The sequence below is a fragment of the Gallibacterium genomosp. 2 genome, assembly GCF_000771895.1.
Classification (GTDB): domain Bacteria; phylum Pseudomonadota; class Gammaproteobacteria; order Enterobacterales; family Pasteurellaceae; genus Gallibacterium.
The window spans coordinates 15381-34861 of the sequence record NZ_JPXY01000016.1 but is presented as its reverse complement, the minus strand read 5'-3'; the positions used below and the strand labels follow the sequence as shown (position 1 = coordinate 34861).

Genomic DNA, 19481 nt, shown 5'->3' with positions numbered 1-19481 from the left:
TCCTAGTCAAATTTCATTTTTGTGGCTTTGATATTTAATAAAGCAAGCCCTGCGACTAATAAGAAAATGAGGGTTGCAATGGCAGCTGCGAGCCCGAAATCTTGGCTACCGCCGCCTTCAAATGCAATTCGGTAAGTGTAGCTCACTAAAAGATCCGTATGCCCTGCTGGTGTTGTTGTGCCGATCATATCTGGTCGCCCATTGGTTAATAATTGAATTAGCACAAAGTTGTTAAAATTAAAGGCGAACGAGGCGATCATTAAGGGAGTGAGCGGTTTCAACAATAAAGGCACGGTAATTTTGCTAAAATTTTGCCAAGTGGACGCACCGTCCATTGCGGAGGCTTCATACAAATCTTGCGGAATGGCTTTCAATAAGCCCATACATAAGATCATCATATAAGGATAGCCCAGCCAAGTATTCACAATTAAAATCATCACTTTAGCCAAGAACGGATCATTAAACCATTCAGGGCGAATGCCAAAAAGCTGATGCAAGATCATATTGATTTCGCCAAAGCTCTGATTAAATAAGCCTTTGAAAATTAAAATCGAAATAAAAGCGGGAACGGCGTAGGGCAAAATTAATAAAAGACGATAAACCGCTTTGCCTTTTAAGGCTTCCCACTGCACGAGGCTGGCGAAAATCATTCCTAAGATCACTGTAAAAATCACCGTCAGCACAGAAAATACAATCGTCCAGATAAAAATTTGGATAAACGGCTTTTGAATGCCCTCATCGGTGAAAATTTTAATAAAATTGCTGAAGCCGATGGAAACGGTGAAACCGGGTTCAAGGGTTTCTTTCAGCCAGTTGCCTTGTGCATCAATTTGTTGGAAAAAGCCCGTGTCAAAATTGGCAGCATAGCGTTTGCCGTTTTCGTTATTAACGAGCTGATGTGTCGCTTCGTCATAATGATAGCGAGGGCTTTGAGCTGAAAACTGGCGTAATGAACTCATTGTTAATGATGAGCCATTCGGTAAAATTAAGGTCATCGCTTGCAAGGTTTGGCGATTTTGGGTAATGGTTTTCAGCGGAGCGGTACTGATGTTTGGCAGATCTTGTTGCGTTAAATTGACTTGTGCAGGGGCTAACGGTACGGGTTCGGAAAGAAAATATTCTCCGTTATGCGATAAGCCAATTTGATATTTTCCTTCAGTTTGTGGGTAGAGCTTGAAATCATATTTTTCGCCAGATAAATATTTCTGGGTGGTTAAAACATTTAACGCACGCTCAAATGAAAGTTGGTTAGTACTGCTGTAATTGGTGAACGCAATGGCGATGGTTGCCACCAACGGAAACAAAATAAAGATGATCATTCCTGTGATGCCGGGGTACACATATCGCCACGCATAGGCTTTCGGGCTGCTAAAAATATAAACCCCAGAGGTGAGAATCACGAGGGTTAATAGGGCGAAAAGATACTCGCCTTGCGAATACATCAGCATTACGGCATAAAAATCCAAGAGCAAAATGGCAAGGATTAGGCTGTATCTGACAAAACCTCGTTGCTTCAGCTTGGGGGTTAAAACAGGATTGGGGCTTAAAAATGATCGCATACTACACCTCAAAAAAAATGTAAAAAAAAGCACCGCACTTTTAGCTATAGACAAAAGGGGGAAATTCCCCTCAAATTATTGCTGTTTTAAAATTCTTGCTCGTGCGTCATCTAGGGCGTGTTGCACCGTTTGACGACCATTCACCGCATTGGTAATCGCACTGCGTTCAGCGTACCAAAAGGCGGACATTTGCGGAATGTTCGGCATAATTTCTCCGTTTTCCGCATTCGTCATCGTGGCGGCAATGCTAGGATCAACAGCGAGCTTAGCTTGGTAAGATTTCAATGCCACTGCTCCCAATGGTTTATCTTTATTCACAGTGGCTAACCCTTCGTCCGTTAAAAGATAATTTTCTAAAAACTCAACGGCGAGATCCTGATTTGGACTTGCGGCATTGATCGCGGCACTTAATACCCCCACAAATGGTTTAGATGGGTTACCATTGAGGGTAGGCAATACTGCCACGCCATAATTGATCCCACTTTTTTCAATGTTGCCCCACGACCAAGGCCCGTTGATGGTTAAGGCAGTTTCTCCTTTGTTGAAGCTAGCTTCCGCAACGGAATAGTCCATATCAGGATTGATCACCTTATCTTTCACCAAATCCACGACAAATTGTAATCCTTGTTGCGAACCTGCGTTATTCACGCCGATATCTTGCGGGTTGTAGCGTCCATTGTCAAATTTGAATGCATAGCCTCCATTGGCAGCAACCACTGGCCAAGTGAAATAAGGCTCTACAAGGTTCCACATAATAGCATTTTTCCCCTGTGCTTTTAGGGTTTTATCCAATTCGCGGATTTCTTCCCAAGTGCGAGGTGGCGATTTGATCAGGTCTTTGTTGTAGATTAATGAAAGGGATTCAATCGCAACAGGGTAAGAAATCACCTTGCCGTTATAGGTTTGTGCGTCCCACACGAAATCGGCGAATTTTTCTTTAAAGTCAGGGCTAGGGTGCAATTCGGCTAACAATCCTGCTTGTGCATAGCCACCAAAGCGATCGTGCGCCCAGAAAATAATGTCGGGTCCATCGCCTGTTGCGGCAACTTGTGGGAATTTTTCTTCTAGTTTATCAGGGTGTTCTACTAACACGGGAATGCCTGTATCCGCTTCAAATTTTTTCCCAACTTCAGCCAAGCCGTTATAGCCTTTGTCGCCGTTGATCCAAATCACCAGTTTTCCTTCGCTCATTTTCGCCATTACCGCCCCTGAGAAAACAAGGCTGGCAATGGTGCTTAGGGTGAAAGCCAATAAGTTTTTTTTCATCACTTTTTTCATAATACTACGCTCCTGATTGTGAGTGGGTAATAAGGATTTCTGCTTCATTATGCGTAAATTTTACAATTTGTTATCCTCCCCCCATCTCCTCCTTTTAAAAAATCAGCCTGTTCTGACAAGTTTTTTCTATTTCTGTGAGCAAGCTCACAAAAATGAAAGAAGAAAATGTGATCGCTATCACAAAAGCTCGCCAAATTGTCCTTTTCAACACACAACATCATTTTCAGCCGATTTTTTTATCTAATCCTTAAAAAAATCCGTCAAGGAGGATTTTTTTTATAAATGAATAGGGGAAGATACGGCACATTGAATTATCCTAAGCTTTCGGATAAAAATGCAAAACGAGGTTAAATATGGCAAAGGTATCCTTACGCAATGTGGGTAAATCCTACGGCAATGTACAGATTTCAACGGACATTAATTTAGAAATTGATGAGGGCGAATTTGTCGTTTTTGTTGGGCCTTCTGGCTGTGGGAAATCCACTTTACTCAGAATGATCGCAGGGCTTGAAGACATCAGTACAGGGGATTTATACATCGGCGAAAAAAGAATGAATGATGTGCCGCCAGCCAAAAGAGGCATAGGAATGGTGTTTCAATCTTACGCCCTCTACCCTCATTTGAATGTGGCAGAAAATATGTCTTTCGGCTTAAAACTAGCTGGGGTAAGCAAAGCGGAACGTGAGGCTCGGGTAAATCAAGTAGCAGAAGTGTTACAACTTGCCCATTTGCTCGATCGCAAGCCGAAAGCCTTATCGGGCGGTCAGCGACAACGGGTGGCGATTGGCAGAACCCTCGTTTCTCAGCCTGAAGTCTTTTTACTTGATGAACCCCTTTCTAATCTTGATGCCGCATTACGCGTACAAATGCGGGTGGAAATTTCTAAATTACACAAAAAATTGAACCGCACTATGATTTACGTTACCCACGATCAAGTGGAGGCAATGACCCTTGCCGATAAAATCGTGGTGCTAAAAGCAGGCGGTATCGCACAAGTTGGCAAACCGCTTGAGCTTTATCATTATCCCGCTAATCGTTTTGTCGCTGGGTTTATTGGCTCACCAAAAATGAACTTTTTGCCTGTTAAAGTAACTGGCGTTGAAAATGAGCGGGTCAGAGTCGAATTACCTGATGCCAATCACCATAACTTTTGGATTCCTGTCCGCGGTGATGGTGTGAAAGTGGGCGATAACCTTTCACTTGGTATTCGACCTGAACACCTTGTCCCCTCTGAAAAAGCAGAAGTTACCCTACGAGGCAAAGTGCAAGTGGTGGAACTGCTGGGCTATGAAACCCAAATCCATCTTGAAATCCCTGAAATCAAACAGCCAACCTTGGTCTATCGACAAAATGATGTGGTGTTGATTGATGAGGGGGCAGAATTTGATATTGGGATCGTGCCAGAGCGTTGTCATTTATTCAAAGAAAACGGGGTGGCTTGCCCAAGGCTTTTTAAAGAAAAAGGGGTGTAACCATCATTTTTCATTTCTCTTTCATACGTCAATTATTTTCAAGTGAGGTCGCTTATGAAAAACGCAAAAACACGCATTGCAACCGCTATCGCTGCCAGTTTTATCGCACTGAGTGCGAATGCCGTTGATTTTCACGGCTATGCTCGTTCGGGCATTGGTTGGACATCAGGCGGTGGTGAGCAAACCGCCTTTACGGTGAATGGGGGGGGGCAAAATATCGCTTAGGTAACGAAGCGGAAACCTATGCGGAATTTAAACTAGGGCAATCCCTTTTCAATGAAGGCAATAAATCTATTTATTTAGATTCCAATCTTGCTTATTCCATTAATCAGCAAGGCGATTGGGAAACCACCACGCCCGCCTTGCGTGAGATCAATGTGCAATTTAAAAATTTCCTCGACAGCCTACCCGATGCCACTTTATGGGCAGGGAAACGCTTTTATCAACGCCACGATGTGCATCTTAATGACTTCTATTATTGGGATATTTCAGGCCCTGGCGCAGGGGTAGAGAATATTGATGTGGGCGTAGGGAAATTGTCTTTTGCCGTAACTCGCAATACCGAGCAAGGCGGAGCGTACGGCTGGAATTATAACCCGATTACGAAAAAGTGGGAATCCACTCGTGATCTAGATAAAGACGTGTATAACGATGTCTTTGATGTGCGTCTTGCCGATCTTGAAGTGAATAAAAACGGAAAATTAGAAATCGGGCTAGATTATGGTAACTCTCACACCAAAAATCACGCCAGCCGTGTCGAGGGTGCGAGTAAAAACGGGTATATGCTCACCCTTGAACACACACAAGGCGAATTTTTTGGCGGTTTTAATAAATTTACCGTGCAATACGCCACAGACGCGATGACCTCTTGGAGTACGGGGCATTCTCAAGGCGGCTCAAATACCAATAAAGGGCATATGCTACGTTTAATCAATCAAGGCGTTGTCGCACCGTCAGATAAAGTGGAAGTGATGTATGCGTTAATTTACGAAAAAACCGATTTAGATAATCATCAAGGGAAAACGTGGTATTCCGCAGGCGTTCGCCCGATGTACAAATGGACTGACACAATGAGTACGCTGGTTGAAGTGGGTTATGATCGCATTAAAGATCAGCAAACAGGATTGAAAAATCAACTAATGAAATACACCCTCGCCCAACAATGGCAAGCAGGCAGCAGTATTTGGGCAAGACCTGCAATCCGTGTGTTCGGCACTTATGCTCATTGGAACGATAAATTTAATACCAGCAAACGCACTGACGCAGGCTATAAAGCCAAAGATGGCGAATTTATCGCTGGCATACAATTTGAAGCTTGGTGGTAATGCCAACCATTAAATGGATCTCAAGTTCAGGCAACCCATTGATTCATAAGTAAATCATAGGACAAGGCAAGCAAAAAACTGGCTTAAAAAACCACCGCACTTTTGCTTGCCTCTTCAACAACACAATGGCTTTCTTCTTGTGAGGTAACAATGAAATTAACCCAAAAAACACGCATTTTTTTGACCGCACTTTTTGCCACCGCTCTTCTCAGCACTCAACCAACATTCGCCGCAACCTTGTCTTTGCCTGCTCAAAGCCTCGCTCAGTTGCACTGGCAAGATGTCGCACTACCGCAACAGGTGAAAACCGAACTTAACGCCACACAAAAACAAGGGTTTACGCTCTATTTTGCTGGGATTGAAAGCCCTTTTGCGGCTTATCGCCTTCCTGCAAGCCAAGGAACAATGGAAATCGAAATTGAAAGTGAGGTGCAAAATCAGCAGGTTTTTGTCCCGAATGTCGTGGTTTTGGATAGCCAATTTCAGGTTGCAGCACATTATGATTCCGCCTACTTTAAACTGCAAGAAGAACGTGGGCTAAAGCCGAATAGATTAGTTGCGACGCTAAATCTCACGCCAATTAATCAAGGGGCATTATACTTGCTGATTTACACCACCAAAGCGGATTTGGCAGGGCAAACTGTCGTCCCTCACCCCTCAAAACTTTTTGCCAAAGCCACAGGCAAACAACCGCCAGCGATTGCGGATATTCAAGTGAAGCATAGTTTAAATGGCAAGCTCATCGTTAATTTCCAACCCGCTAACGGCACACATTTTGTCGGCTTAAATCAGATTTTTACAATGGAGAAAAACGCCCCCGCAGCCACCGCCGTGATTGCTAACCAAAAGGGAGAGAATGAGAAAAATGTTAAGGTGGAGAAAGAAACGGAGACCTATTTTAATCAAGCTGTCCTCAATGCGTTAAAACAAAAAGACTTCAACCGAGCCTTAAATCTAGTCAATGAAGCGGAAAAATTAGGGCTACGCACGCCTCGAAAATTATTTTTACAGCAGGTTTCAGCGAAATAATCTTACTTTGTCTTTTTCATTATTTACTGCACCAAGAGAGTGCAGTTTTTTTATAAGCAAATTCAAAATTCATTTAAAAAGTGTAATGGTACATTACAGTTATATTAGAAGTTCAAGCTCCTTTGAAGAATATATCTTTGCAGGCAATAAAAGTGAATTCGATAAAGCTAGTTTATAGCTTGATTTTTCTGAAATTGGTGGCTTTTTAAAAAAGATAATACGAAAAAATTTACTAAAAGAATTTTCTCAAAAAAGGAATGGAAGCCAAAATGCAACTTTTAGCAAAAGTTTCATCTCATTTTCTTATGTTTAAGTTCAAAATAACAAGCTGAAGCAAATCCCGCATTTTTTGAATGTAAATAGCGAAAAAATAAGCTAAGGTGAACCTTAGCTTAGATTGCTGACAAAGCTCAGAACCTAGCACGAGCCGTGCTAGGTTCGTTGAATTCAGCCCCTCTGGGGCTGAATGGAAGAGTCGCTGAGTGACTCAGGTTAAGCAACCCTATACGGCTCGTATAGGGTTTGCCAACGTTCTGAGCTAAGGCGAACCTTAGCTTATTCCGTTTATTTTGCGATCACTTCTTTGGTGAAATCAGCAATAGCGGCTTTGCTCCAATCTAGTGGGAAGAATGGAATATCCGCTTCGCCCACTTCGGCATTTAATGGGCGGGTACCAAAATGGTCGGCTAATTTTTGTTGCGTTTCAGGTGAAACTAGCCAGTTGGTAAACACTAAACTTGCTGCAGGGTGTGGGGCATTTTGTGCGACAACAACCACATTACCGCCGCCCGGCATTCCGAATTTCGGCACATAAAATTTTAAGCGAGGCGTAACCGCACCTTGTTTTTGTAGGCTAAATAAATGATCTTGCCAAGCGGCAACAATGTCTAATTCGCCATCATTTAAGCGTGTTAAACTGTCGGCGTTAGAGGCGGTACGTACCATATTTTGTTTATTTTGATTAAACCAATCCCAAGTGCTTTGCCAATTTTTCGTTTGTAGTGCATCAAATGGAGTATTTTGATAATCGTATTGACCGCTTACATTAAGTAAGGCTTGGAAAATAAAGGCTTTCCCTGAAGCACCGCCATTTGGATCAGCGTAACCAAATTTTTTCGGGTGAGTTTGAATATAGTTCACGGTTTCTTGCCAGCTTTGTGGTAACTGATCTTCTGAAACCCGTAATGGATCATAGGCAAAGCCTGTTTGGTTGCCCCAAAAGCCCATTGCTTGATTGCCAAATTTCACTCCTTGCAAAGCGTGGTTGGCTTGAGCGAAATTAGGCAAGCTGTTGAGATTTCGTAACACATCATTTTTCTGCACGATAGGATAGTTATCTGCCGCAATGGCAATCACGTCCATTTTCCCTTTACTAAGGGATTTTTCAGCGATCAGCTTATTCATATTACCGTCTAAAGTGCCTTCAGGAATTTTCACTTTGATGCCATAGGTTTTTTCAAAATCTTTGACAAAAAGACGGAATTGCGGTTGTAAATACCACACGCTAAAGGTTACCGAGCCTTCTTGTTTAGCTTGTGCCACAATCTCTTCCCAGCTTTTTTGGCTGAGATCTTGGGAAGCCGAAACGGACAGGGCGGTGGTTAGCCCTAAACTGATTAATGCGGTTTTGATAAGACGAGTTTTCATCATTGTTTCTCCTCTGGTGGAAATCAGGCTTTGCCTGTGGATTGTGATAAATAGTTACCTTTCAATAAACGCTCGATAATGAGTAACAAGATAACATTCGGAATTAATAAGATGATCGACACCACCGCCGCATTCGGTCGGATAAAGGAATAGCCTAAGAAAGAATACAAAATGGTTGGCACGGTAATGAAATCAGGCGAGCCGATAACAAAAGAAATGCTAAATTCCTCAATACTTTTCACTAAACAGAAAATAATCGAGGCTAAAAACGCAGGCTTGAGCATAGGTAGATACACATCTTTAAAAGTGGTGAGTTTTGACGCACCGAGATCACGGCTGGCATCAATTAAATCTTGTGGCACGGCGGAAAAGCCCGAAGATAAAATGCGAATGGCATAAGGCAAGGTCATCACCGTATGCCCAATGATAATGCCGATCATTGGGTTGCTAATGTTGAGCTGAATTAACACCGCACTAAAGAACAGGGCGATAATCATTCCTGGAATAACGAGAGGGATTAAGGTAATTAGCTCTGCGATTTTTTTGCCACGAAATTCCAACCTTCCAAAAGCGTAAGCCGTAGGCAAGGCAAGCGTGATGGCGATTAAAGAAACAATCGGTGCAATGGTATAGCTATTCAGCATTGCTTCTTTAAGTGCGGTGTTTTCCCACACATAATGCCAACGCTCAAAAGACAGCACAGGTGGGAATATGTCGGGATAGCTCCAAGGGTGTTGGGGATCAACCAGCGACCACAGCCCAGCCATTAAGAAAGGCAGCACCAGCCAGACAAAATTTACCACCACAAAAAAGATCAGCACAATGCGGTTAATTAAACGGGTGTTGTTACTTTGGATTCTGTTCATTTTACCGCTCCTCGTTTAACAGATAATGGACGAATAATTAAGGTGATCAGAACGGAGGTAAGGGCAGAAGTCAGCATTATCACCATTGCCAGCACCGCACTTTGATTCCATTCTTCAAACTCATAAGCACTCATTTGCATAAAGCGAGCGAGGGAGTAAGTATCACGCGGGCCCGCAATGCTGTAAAAGGCAAAATCGCCCAATGCCCCGATAAAAATCAAAATAAAGGACACTTGTACCGCCCCGAGCGTGAGAGGAAAGATCACATAGATAAATCGTTGCCAACTGTTTGAACCTAGATTTGACGCAGCATCAAAGAGATCGCTTTTTAGTGAATTGACCGCACCGCCAACCAAAATTAACGCAAAGGGAATATTTTTCCACATTTGCAAAATCACAATGCCCCAGCCGAAGCTATCATTTTGTAGGGATTTTGGTTCTTGCCAAATGCCGAGCCAAACCAGTGTTTCGTTTAAAATACCGTGATAGGAAATCATATTCATAAACAAAAAAGCGGCTACTAAGCCCGGCACGAGCATTGGCATACGGAAAAAGGTGATGATAAATTCTTTGCCTTTCATTGGGTTGCGTAGCCATAAAGCGATGGGGTAGGCAACCAAAATCGACAGCAACGCCCCGAGGAAGGAAACCCGCACGGAATACCAAAAGGATTTATGAAAAATCGGGTTGCTCAGCACCTCTTGCCAGTAATCTAAGGTGAAATGCGAGGGTTCGCCATACATATTTTGTAAGCCGAAACTTTGTGCCACCACTAAATAAAAGGTTGAACCCATTAATAATAAAATCGTGCCAAGCCCTGTGCTTAACAGTAGCCAAGCCTTGAGATCTTGTTTTACCGATTTCATACTGCCTCCAAGAAACGAATGGCATTGCGTGCGAGGGTGAAAAATAATTCTTCTGATTGATTTAACAACGGCGAAAATTTGGTTAATTGCAACCGCACTTTCTCATTTGGCAAACCTGAAGTTACCAAGCCTTGCACTTCAGTCATATTGCCCATAAAGGCGGTTTGTAGCACTTTGACGCTAAATTTATTCTCCACATTGCTATTTGGCTCACAAGGGACGGCATCTTCAGGACGAAAACAAATATAAATATTCTCAGCCACAGGCTTGTGGGCGGATTGCACAATAAATTTGCCCCAAAGGGAATCCACTTGATAGAGATCATCTTGCAAATGTTTGACGTTCGCTTTAGTAATGTTTGCCACGCCAATAAAATCGGCAATAAAGCGATTTTTCGGTTGGTAATAAATCTCTTGTGGCGTGCCGATTTGTTCGATTTGCCCTTTATTCAACACAATGATTTTATCGGACATCGACAAGGCTTCCGCCTGATCGTGCGTTACATAAATGCTGGTTAAATTATATTGATGAGAAAGCTGTTTGATTTCAAAACGCACGCTTTCCCGCAATTTGGCATCAAGGTTTGATAATGGCTCATCAAATAAAATTACATCAGGACGGGTTACCATTGCCCTTGCTAATGCCACACGCTGTTGCTGACCGCCTGAAAGCTCAGAGGGCAGTTTCAACTTTTGTGTTTCCAAATCCATTTGCTTCAATGCCACATTTAAACGGGCGATTTGCTCATCAATCGGCACATTTTTCTGTTTCAAGCCATAGCAAATATTGTGCGAAACGTTCAAATGCGGAAAAAGGGCATAGGATTGAAAACACATCGCCGTGTTGCGTTTTTCAGGCGGAATGTTATTCACGGGGCGATCACCGATGATAATCTCGCCCTCATCAGCCTTATGAAAGCCCGCAATCAGTTTTAAGAGCGAGGTTTTTCCACAGCCACTCGGACCGAGCAAGGTAACAAATTCCCCTTCTTCTGCGGTGAAAGAAATATTATTGGCGGCATAAAAATCGCCAAATTTTTTGGTGATATTGCGTAATTCGAGTTTTGCCATTGTTGATTCGCTCCTCTAGGTGGGTTGCCAGATTGATAATCTTACTCTAAACCAAATCTTCATTTTTACGCAATTAGAATTTAATAATTAAACTCTATTGAGTTCATTTTTGTGAATAAGATCACAAATTTTAGTAAAATAAACCAGTAATAATCGAATTTAATTTGCTAACACAAGCTATCAACCCTAAAATGAATTTAAAAATTAAATTGAAAATTAAAAAATAGGAGAGAAAAATGGCATTTGAGTTTAACGTAACAGAAAAAGGGCAGGTTTTGGCAAATAGTCATCGGGGTTATAGTGCAAAATATCCTGAAAATACAATGCCTGCGTTTGTCGGTGCGTTGGAGGCAGGCACGCACAGCATTGAGCTAGATATTGCGATGACGAAAGATGAAAAAATGGTGGTTATCCACGATTTTTCTATCGAACGCGTTTCTAACGGTGAAGGTTATGTGGAACAAATGACTCTTGCTGAGCTACAACGCTATGATTTTGGTGAAAAGTTCTCACCTGAATTCAAAGGTACGCACATTGTGGAATTAGAAACCGTGTTGAAATGGGCATTAGAAAATAACGTGGGTTTAATTGTTGAAGCCAAACAACGCCGCAACCATCAGCGTTTTGCCGAAGTGCTGGCAGAGATTTTGCAACGAACCAACACGGTAGATCAAATTTTGCTATTAGGCTTTGATCACGTTTTAATTAATAAAGTCAAAGCTCTGTTACCGAGCCTACGCCTACAAGTGGTTACCCTCGCACGCTATAACGATCAGCTCAGTGCCGTGTTGGGATCAAACGCCAGCAGTGTTTGCGTGGAATACCACTATGTTGGCAAAGAAGATTTAATTGCTTACAAAAAAGCAGGGCTGTCAGTGAGAATGTATCTGCACGAATCCAAAGAAACCCCCGTGTTAGAAATGTATAACCAAAAATATGGTTACGATACCGAAAGTGAAATCATTCAATGGCTAAGCGAAGGCTTGATCGATATGCTCAGCCACGATGATATTCCGTATCTAAAATCATTAATTGAAAAAGCGGGGAAAGTGCCTTATTAACCGTCATAAAATCTAACCTAAGCACTCTCTTAGGTTAAAGCTCAGAAGGTAAAAACCAATATATAATAACCGGCATAGTGTTCTTAAAAAGATCCAGTATTCTGTCCACTATGCCTTAAAATCAAACAACGATAAAATAACCCACTGCTCCTTTCAGCTGTTCGTTGATAAAAATAAGTGGAATACGATTGCGTTGCCACGGTGGCACAGCAAGCATCTGCCATACTTTTTTAATGTCAGTATGTTTTGTATTAGCTTTAATTTTTACCGTTTTAGAATAGTGAAAACCGATAGTAATTTGGTATGGCGCTTTCGGTAACGGTAAAATTAATTGCTGCTGTTGCCACTCAAAACAAAGATGATGATGTTGTTGATAACAATACAACTCACCTAAATTATCTGGCAATATCACTGTTTCTCCAATTTGAATTGGCAACTTTATTGTGCGTAAATCTTGATAAATCGGCGTTAAATAGAGCTGTTGCTGATAACGCCGTACTACTTTTTGATTCAGCTGTAATTCCGGTTGACGATCATTTTTCGCTCCGACCACTTCATTCAGTAATACCTGCAACTGTTTTAGACTCGGCATTGGTTGTTGCAAATGTGCAAACCAATAACGTAATAAATAACGCTGTTTTGCCAAAGAATAGTCGTGAAATCCTTGCAAATTCAGGCTATTATCTTCCATTAGGTGTTGTTGAAAAATAGGGTGTAGCAATTCTTCCAACAATTGCTCCTGTTCAGCACAATGTTGTGCAGAACGCACAATTGCTAAATCAATCGTTGCCCAGCGTTGCCGCAACAACGGCAAAACCTGGTGACGTAAAAAATTACGTTCATAACGCAAGTCATCATTACTTTCATCAAAAATAGCAGTTAATTGATTTGTCGCTAAATATTGCTCCAATTGTCGCCGAGTAACACTTAGCAACGGGCGGAAAATCGGCACAGAAAAGAGCTGAGATAAGGTTGGCATTGCTGCTAACCCCTTTACCCCACTACCTCGTTTTAATGCCAATAAAAAAGTTTCACTTTGATCATCCAAATGATGAGCGGTAACCAACACTTCATTGTGATTGAGATGTTGTTGAATAGCTTGATAACGTACCTGTCTTGCCTGAGCTTCAATATTACTGTGATCCTGAATTTGCACCTTTTCAAAACAGAATGAAACATTGAACTGTTGACAAAGTTGTCGACAATGATCTAACCAATAATCGGAATTGTTGCTGATGCCGTGATGAATATGGATAGCACGAAACTTCAAAGGCATTTGTTCCGAAAGTCTCACAAAAAGATGCAACAGAACTGTTGAATCAACACCTCCACTCAAACCAACTAAAAACGCCTTGTTTTGCAAGGCGTTTTGTTCTATCTGTTGTCTTAGTACAGTAATCAAATCCATATTAAGCAATTTTCACCGCTTGATATTGACTGGTCGGTGTTACAATCAAATTGCGAGCGGCAATAATCTGCAATTCATATTTACCTGCTTCTTTGGTAACGGTCATTACATCATTAACTGCATTGGCAGTATGCTCAAACGCTGCTACTTCCGATTTCCCATTTAATAAATTAGCAAGGAAAATTGCACTGGTCATATCTCCTACACCCACCGGATCACGCCCAACAAATTCGTGCAACGGACGGCTGATATGCCACATTCCCTGTTGTGTCGCCAACACCATTTCAAATTTATTCGGGTTCTGACCGACCCGACTGAGATGTTTCACCAATACCTTTTTTGGACCTTTAGCTAAAATAGCTTCTATTGCTTTTAATGCTTGAGTGAAATTCTCTACCGTTAAACCGCTTAATTCTCGTAACTCAACTAAATTTGGTGCAATAATATCCGCTTGGCTAATGGCATCTTTTACCAAAAATTCCGCCACACCAGGTGCAACGACACAACCTTTATCTGGATGTCCCATCACCGGATCACAAAAATAGATAGCTTTCGGATTGGCTTTTTTGACAGTATTAACAGTATTGAGTATTTCTTGTCCTTGCTCCGCTGCACCGATATAGCCAGACAATACCGCATCACATTCAGATAAAGCTCCGATATCAGAAATTCCTTGTGTAATTTCAGCAATCTGCTCCTTAGGAATTACCATTCCTTTCCAACGCTGATATTGCGTATGATTAGAAAACTGCACTGTATTCAATGCCCACGCATCAACGCCGAGCAATTGCATTGGTAATACCGCCGCCTTATTACCGGCATAACCATAAACCACATGTGATTGAATTGATAAAACATTTTTCATTTCAATCTCTCCTTTTAATTCATTTTTATTTTAACAATAACCGTAACTCATTAAACGTTGATAACGGCGAGCAAGCAAGGCTTCACTATCCAACACGGATAATTCCTCTAAATCAGCATTAAGTTGTGCTTTTAAATTTTGTGCCATCTGTTCCGGGTGACGATGCGCACCACCTAACGGCTCTTCAACAATGCTGTCGATTAACTCCAATTTTTTAAGACGATCCGCCGTTAATCCCATTACTTCCGCTGCAGTAGAGGCTTTATCCGCTTTTTTCCAAAGAATAGAAGCACAACCCTCTGGTGAAATAACAGAATAAGTACTATATTGCAGCATATTGACTTTATCACCGACACCTATCGCCAATGCACCACCGGAACCACCTTCACCGATAACAGTACAAACAATTGGCACTTTTAACATTGACATCTCACGCAAATTACGGGCAATCGCTTCAGATTGACCACGCTCTTCCGCACCAACGCCAGGATAAGCACCCGGAGTATCAATAAAAGTGATAATAGGCATTTTGAAACGTTCCGCCATCTGCATTAAACGCAATGCTTTGCGGTAACCTTCCGGTGCCGGCATACCAAAATTACGCATCACTTTTTCTTTTACAGTACGCCCTTTTTGATGACCAATAACCATTACCGGACGATCATCCAAACGCGCAATACCACCTACAATTGCTTTATCATCGGCAAAAGCGCGATCACCTGCCAATTCTTCAAATTCAGTAAAAATATGTTGAATGTAATCCAAAGTATATGGACGTTGCGGATGGCGCGCCATTTGAGAAACCTGCCACGCCGTTAAATCGGCAAAAGTTTTTTTTGTCAGCTCTTCGCTTTTCTTTTTTAATCTTGTAATTTCTTCATCGAGATTGATTTTATCATCTTGTCCTGATACAGAACGAAGTGAATCAATCTTTGCCTCAAGTTCGGCAATAGGGAGTTCGAAATCTAAAAAATCTTGATTCATAGAGTTTCCTTTTGTCATTAGAGATAAACGGCACAAGAATGCCGTTTATTCTATGCTTTTTTTTATCAGTTTGCAGTGTTTTTCTATTTTGTTAACTTATCTTTATTATCTATATTCGCAAAAAAAGTGGCTAAAATCGGGCCTGAAATATTGTGCCAAAAACTAAACACAGCGCTCGGCACTGCAGCAATCGGATTGAAATAAGCGGTTGCCAATGCAGCCCCCAAGCCGGAATTCTGCATTCCCACTTCAATCGCCACCGCTTTACTATCTGCAAAATTTAACTTAAACAATTTTGCCACAAAAAAACCTAGCAAATAGCCTAAGCTGTTATGTAACACCACCACAATAAAAATTAATAAGCCTGATTCAATAATTTTGTCCTTGCTTACTGCTACTACTGCCGCAAGAATCAATACTATCGCAATAACAGAAACTAATGGTGTGCAAGTGCCTAGTTTCGTCATCTGTTTTGTCAATAATATTCTTGCTACTACGCCTAAAAATACCGGAAATAAAACGATTTTTAACACAGAAATAAACATTGCATAGGCATCAATATCAAGCCATTGACTTGCTAAAACATAGAAAACTACCGGCGTTAAGAATGGCGCCAATAAAGTAGAAACTGAAGTACAAGCAACGGAAAGCGCAGTGTTGCCCTTCGCCAAATAGGTCATTACATTAGAAGAAGTTCCGCCCGGACAAGCCCCAACCAAAATGATACCGACCGCTAAATCTGCCGGTAAATTGAAGCCTTTTGCCAACGCAAAAGCAATCAAAGGCATAATCACAAATTGTGATACCACCCCGATTACTACCGCTTTTGGATGTTTCACCACTTCACTAAAATCGTTCACTGTCAACGTGATCCCCATACCGAACATTACGATACCTAATAGATAAGGCACATAGGCAATTAAAGAGGAGAAATGGTTTGGAAATTGATAGGCTAAAAAAGCGAAGAGTAATACCCAGAGGGAAAATGTTTTGCCGGCAAATTGGCTGATTTTTTGTAGTGTTTGCATAAATTTTGTCCTAAATACAGTTTTTTATTGTTAAGTTTGAATGAAAGCCTATAAATTTACCCTTCTATTGAAAATTTTCAATCGTTTTGTCGATTTATTTAAAAAAATAAAGGCGAGAACTCCTTTCTCGCCTTCATTCTATTACTACAAATTTACTTTCTACTCTACTTTTACTGCTTGGACTGCACTTGCAATGCTGACCTGAAAATTATCATATCAGATAAAAATATTGAGTCAATAGGAATTATTCTCATTTGTTAGATTGTTATTCACCGGAGATTTTCATCTGTTCAATCAAAATTGAGCCGGTGCGAATATTGGAACGTAATTCAATGTCATCGCCAACCGCAACAATTTGTTTAAACATCTCCGGTAAACTGCTGGCAATGGTAATTTCAGAAACCGGAAATTTAATCTCGCCGTTTTCCACCCAGAAACCGGATGCGCCGCGTGAATAATCACCTGTCACTAAATTTACGCCCTGCCCCATTAATTCTGTCACCAATAATCCTGTTCCCATCTGTTTAAGCAGTGCGTTCAGCCCTCCCTCGCTGTTCGCTTTAACCAGCCAGTTGTGAATACCGCCGGCGTGCCCGGTGGTCTGCATTCCCAATTTTTTGGCACTGTAAGAGGTTAAAAGATAGGTCTGTAAAACACCATCAACAATAATATTATGATCACGCGTTTTCACCCCTTCGCTATCAAACGGTGTTGAGGCTAATTGTGCTAAAAGGTGTGGACGTTCCTCAATCACAAACCAATCCGGCAAAATGGTTTCACCAAGTTTATCCAAAAGGAAAGAGGATTTTCGATATAACGCACCGCCACTGATGGCTGAAGCTAAATGTCCGATAATGCCGGTAGCAACATCATTAAGGAAAATAACCGGTACATTTAATGTACTCAGTTTTTGTGGATTTAATCTTGCCAATGTTTTTTGGGCACAACGTTCTCCAACCCAAGTTGCTGTTGCTAACTCATTGAATTTTCGTGAAATGGTGTATTCATAATCACGTTCCAAATGATCATTTTCTGCGGCAATGACACTGCAAGAGAGCGAATAACGTGATGAAGGGTAACTATTTAATACGCCATATGTATTCCCATAAACTCGAATGCCTTCACTGGAATTAAAACCGCCGCCCTCACTGTTAACAATTTTCTTATCATAATTCAGTGCTGTTTTTTCCGCCTCCAACGCCAATGCTACCGCCTGATCCACACTAATATCCGCCGGATGATAAAGCTGTAAATCTGGTGGATTGAACTCCATCAACGCTTTTGGCGCTAATCCGGTGCAAGGATCTTCCGAGGTATATTTCGCAATGGACAATGCCGATTCGACAGTCCGCTTAATCGCCTGTTCCGATAAATCTGAGGTGGAGGCATTGCCCTTTTTATTGCCGATATAAACAGAAATTCCCATTGCACCGTCATTGTTAAACTCTAAATTTTCAATCTCGCCTAATCGAGTAGAAACGCTCAATCCGCTTACTTTTGTCATCCCCACTTCTGCACTGGCTCCGGCTTTTTCAGCCAACGATAACGCATAAGCAACCACATCTTTTAATGCGGTTTGTTGTTGTTCTATGTCTTGTTTTTTTATCTGTTCCATTTTTGTTCACTCTAATCACTCTGATTTGATTTTCGGAATTTTAGCCAACTTCTGCTACAATGGCGAATTATTTTACTACCAATAGGAAACTGTTATGCGACATAAAAACAAAGAGATTGAATGGCAGCAAGAAGATGAAGAAGAGATTATCTGGGTCAGCAAAAGCGAAATTAAACGTGATGCTGAAGCCTTAAAGAAAATGGGAGAAAAAATTGTTGCATTATCGGACAGTGCTTTAAGCCAGCTTCCATTGGATGAGCAACTTGCCGATGCTGTTAATTTGGCAAGAAAATTGACACGTGAAAGTTATCGTCGTCAAATTCAATTTATCGGGAAATTATTACGTCAACGCGATGTTGAGCCGTTACAAGCCGCATTGGATAAACTCGAGAATAAACATAATCAGCAACAGATTCTGTTGCATAAAATTGAGGCTTATCGTGAGGCATTATTAGAAAACGGCGATGAAACAATTAATCAACTTTTAAATGATTATCCGGCATTAGAACGTCAAAAATTACGTGCTTTAATTCGTAATGCATTGAAAGAGAAAGAAAAAAATGCGCCACCTAAAGCTTATCGGGAAATTTACCAATATCTAAAAGCACATATTTTGGATGTATAGGTTTTTGTTATCAAAGATAGAGGTGCTTTCTTTCAAAAAATTTGTTACACTTCTTCGCGTTTTAATACCGATGATACTTTTTATTAACATTTTTAACAAAGAAGGATGGAATTATGGCTTACACATTACCAGAATTAGGTTACGCTTACGATGCATTAGAACCACATTTCGATGCATTAACTATGGAAATTCACCACTCAAAACACCACCAAGCTTATGTAAATAATGCGAATGCATTACTTGAAGGCTTATCTGAAGAATTAAAAGCAATGTGCCCAGGAAAACTTTCTGCAAACTTAGATAAAGTGCCAGCAGAAAAACGTACCGGTTTACGCAACAATGCGGGTGGTCATTTTAACCATTCCCTTTTCTGGAAATCATTGAAAAAAGGTACTACTTTACAAGGTAAATTAAAAGAAGCGATCGAACGCGATTTCGGTTCTGTTGATGCTTTCAAAGCAGAATTTGAAAAAGCAGCTGCAACTCGTTTCGGTTCAGGCTGGGCGTGGTTAGTATTAAAAGATGGTAAATTATCTGTCGTTTCTACTGCAAACCAAGACAACCCATTGATGGGTAAAGACATTGCCGGTTGCGAAGGTTTCCCACTTGTTGGCCTTGATGTTTGGGAACACGCTTATTATTTGAAATTCCAAAACCGTCGTCCGGACTACATTAAAGAATTCTGGAATGTTATTAACTGGGATTTCGTTGCTCAACGTTACGAAGAACATTTAGCAAAATAATTTAAAAAATTTGAATACACATTTTAGTTAATGTTAATAA

General features: G+C 41.2%; 16 protein-coding genes and 1 pseudogene. 6 read left to right on the top strand and 11 right to left on the bottom strand.

The genetic code is table 11. From position 1 onward, the window contains the following. Nucleotides 1-2: 2 nt before the first annotated feature. Together malF and malE are read right to left on the bottom strand one after the other, a co-directional pair. Nucleotides 3-1559, bottom strand: a complete 1557-nt coding sequence (malF, locus tag P375_RS03495) for a maltose ABC transporter permease MalF (RefSeq protein ID WP_052121782.1) — start codon at nt 1557-1559, stop codon at nt 3-5. A 75-nt stretch (nt 1560-1634) separates the two neighbouring features. Then, nucleotides 1635-2825, bottom strand: a complete 1191-nt coding sequence (malE, locus tag P375_RS03490) for a maltose/maltodextrin ABC transporter substrate-binding protein MalE (protein ID WP_039134496.1) — start codon at nt 2823-2825, stop codon at nt 1635-1637. A gap of 365 nt (nt 2826-3190) precedes the next feature. On the opposite strand from malE, the gene malK reads away from it, so the two are divergent. The 3 genes and pseudogenes from malK to P375_RS03475 all read left to right on the top strand — a co-directional run bounded on the left by malK (nt 3191) and on the right by P375_RS03475 (nt 6663). Next, on the top strand, nt 3191-4309 hold the full coding sequence (gene malK, locus P375_RS03485) for a maltose/maltodextrin ABC transporter ATP-binding protein MalK (RefSeq protein WP_039134422.1): 1119 nt from the start codon (nt 3191-3193) through the stop codon (nt 4307-4309). A 54-nt stretch (nt 4310-4363) separates the two neighbouring features. Then, nucleotides 4364-5634 (top strand): annotated as a pseudogene (locus P375_RS03480) (maltoporin). A 150-nt stretch (nt 5635-5784) separates the two neighbouring features. Continuing rightward, the gene (locus tag P375_RS03475) at nt 5785-6663 is read left to right on the top strand and encodes a MalM family protein (protein WP_039134419.1); all 879 of its coding nucleotides are present in this window, start codon (nt 5785-5787) and stop codon (nt 6661-6663) included. A gap of 564 nt (nt 6664-7227) precedes the next feature. On the opposite strand, the gene P375_RS03470 is transcribed toward P375_RS03475, so the two are convergent. Genes P375_RS03470 through P375_RS03455 form a run of 4 tightly spaced genes read right to left on the bottom strand, consistent with a single transcriptional unit; the run spans nt 7228 to nt 11112 of the window. Then, nucleotides 7228-8310 (bottom strand): extracellular solute-binding protein, encoded by a 1083-nt coding sequence (locus tag P375_RS03470; RefSeq protein ID WP_039134494.1) that lies wholly within the window; start codon nt 8308-8310, stop codon nt 7228-7230. Nucleotides 8311-8333: 23 nt separating this feature from the next. Continuing rightward, a complete protein-coding gene (locus P375_RS03465; protein ID WP_039134417.1) occupies nt 8334-9176 on the bottom strand; it encodes an ABC transporter permease in 843 nt (280 codons plus the stop codon). Continuing rightward, nucleotides 9173-10042 (bottom strand): ABC transporter permease, encoded by an 870-nt coding sequence (locus P375_RS03460; protein WP_039134415.1) that lies wholly within the window; start codon nt 10040-10042, stop codon nt 9173-9175. Before P375_RS03460 ends, P375_RS03465 begins: the two co-directional genes overlap by 4 nt. Beyond that, a complete protein-coding gene (locus tag P375_RS03455; protein ID WP_039134413.1) occupies nt 10039-11112 on the bottom strand; it encodes an ABC transporter ATP-binding protein in 1074 nt (357 codons plus the stop codon). The genes P375_RS03460 and P375_RS03455 overlap by 4 nt, the downstream gene beginning before the upstream one ends. Before the next feature lie 236 nt (nt 11113-11348). Between P375_RS03455 and P375_RS03450 the strand changes: the two genes are divergently transcribed. Further along, on the top strand, nt 11349-12173 hold the full coding sequence (locus P375_RS03450) for a glycerophosphodiester phosphodiesterase (protein WP_039134410.1): 825 nt from the start codon (nt 11349-11351) through the stop codon (nt 12171-12173). 121 nt (nt 12174-12294) lie between these two features. Here P375_RS03450 and tilS read toward each other — a convergent pair whose 3' ends face one another. The 5 genes from tilS to pmbA all read right to left on the bottom strand — a co-directional run bounded on the left by tilS (nt 12295) and on the right by pmbA (nt 18073). Continuing rightward, a complete protein-coding gene (gene tilS / locus P375_RS03445) occupies nt 12295-13581 on the bottom strand; it encodes a tRNA lysidine(34) synthetase TilS (RefSeq protein ID WP_039134407.1) in 1287 nt (428 codons plus the stop codon). A gap of 1 nt (nt 13582) precedes the next feature. Further along, nucleotides 13583-14446, bottom strand: coding sequence for a pyridoxal kinase PdxY (pdxY, locus tag P375_RS03440; protein ID WP_039134404.1), 864 nt, complete (start codon nt 14444-14446; stop codon nt 13583-13585). A 30-nt stretch (nt 14447-14476) separates the two neighbouring features. Continuing rightward, the gene (gene accA, locus P375_RS03435) at nt 14477-15430 is read right to left on the bottom strand and encodes an acetyl-CoA carboxylase carboxyl transferase subunit alpha (protein ID WP_039085678.1); all 954 of its coding nucleotides are present in this window, start codon (nt 15428-15430) and stop codon (nt 14477-14479) included. Between the two features lie 83 nt (nt 15431-15513). Continuing rightward, the gene (locus tag P375_RS03430; RefSeq protein WP_039134401.1) at nt 15514-16458 is read right to left on the bottom strand and encodes a bile acid:sodium symporter family protein; all 945 of its coding nucleotides are present in this window, start codon (nt 16456-16458) and stop codon (nt 15514-15516) included. Between the two features lie 265 nt (nt 16459-16723). Next, nucleotides 16724-18073: a metalloprotease PmbA gene (gene pmbA / locus P375_RS03425; protein WP_039134399.1), complete on the bottom strand. Its 1350-nt coding sequence runs from the start codon at nt 18071-18073 to the stop codon at nt 16724-16726. 94 nt (nt 18074-18167) lie between these two features. Here pmbA and yjgA point away from each other — a divergent pair, with 94 nt between their 5' ends. Continuing rightward, nucleotides 18168-18698 carry a ribosome biogenesis factor YjgA gene (yjgA, locus tag P375_RS03420; RefSeq protein WP_039134395.1) on the top strand — a complete coding sequence of 177 codons (531 nt, stop codon included), beginning with the start codon at nt 18168-18170 and terminating at the stop codon, nt 18696-18698. A gap of 113 nt (nt 18699-18811) precedes the next feature. Further along, the gene (gene sodA / locus P375_RS03415) at nt 18812-19441 is read left to right on the top strand and encodes a superoxide dismutase [Mn] (protein ID WP_013746872.1); all 630 of its coding nucleotides are present in this window, start codon (nt 18812-18814) and stop codon (nt 19439-19441) included. The last annotated feature ends 40 nt before the right edge of the window (nt 19442-19481 follow it).